The sequence below is a fragment of the Roseovarius roseus genome (assembly GCF_043355935.2).
Lineage (GTDB): Bacteria > Pseudomonadota > Alphaproteobacteria > Rhodobacterales > Rhodobacteraceae > Roseovarius > Roseovarius roseus.
Map to the genome: position 1 here is coordinate 1 of NZ_JBHFPE020000066.1, position 777 is coordinate 777.

Sequence of the window (777 nt, forward strand, 5' to 3'; positions counted from 1 at the left end):
TGAGGGAAAGGTGAAAAGCACCCCGACGAGGGGAGTGAAACAGTACCTGAAACCGAACGCCTACAATCAGTCGGAGCTTGACTGGACTCTAATGACAATCTGCATCACCAATGATGCTTATATTAGCGACAAGGAAACGAAAATGTCGGATTTGGCCGTTGTTACGGATGGAACCTTTGCTGTTGTGGGCCTCGTATTGGGGCTGATCAACATGGGCGTGAATCATTGCCCCTACGAAGGTTGCTTTGCAAAGAACGAGCGCACGCCGTATCTTGGCCTCTCCGTCGGTGAGCTTGTGTTTCAGGAAAACAACGTCGGTGAAGAGATCTTCATCCGGAAACAAACAAGGCTTGCCCGTGGACCCTTCCAATTCACCTACGGTGTTTCCGTCACCGATGAAGGTGGCCTTTGGGTGGGAATGGGTAACACGACAACTTATTCGACGCCGAATGATCGGTGGTATGCACAGTTCCACGCAATGCCCGGGTTATATGCCAGTGGCGGAGATGTGGACCTTGGCGGTCCCATCGAGTTTCGGACAGGGATCGAATTTGGTTATCAGAACCGCGAAGGAGTTCGCATAGGGCTGGGCGCCGACCACAGGTCGAACGCCGGCATCTACAGCGACAACCCGGGCGTTGAAACGGTTCATTTCCGCGTCTCCATTCCAATGAAATGATTGTCATCAGTGTCCAGTCTTGTGACGGCGTACCTTTTGTATAATGGGTCATCGACTTGGTCTATCTAGCAAGCTTAAGCCGTTAGGTGTAGGCGCAG

Annotated in this window: 1 rRNA gene; it reads left to right on the top strand. The window is 52.1% G+C overall.

Annotation, left to right across the window (positions count from 1 at the left end):
• A 23S ribosomal RNA gene (locus ACEWPL_RS19485) occupies positions 1-777 on the top strand; the annotation flags it as partial.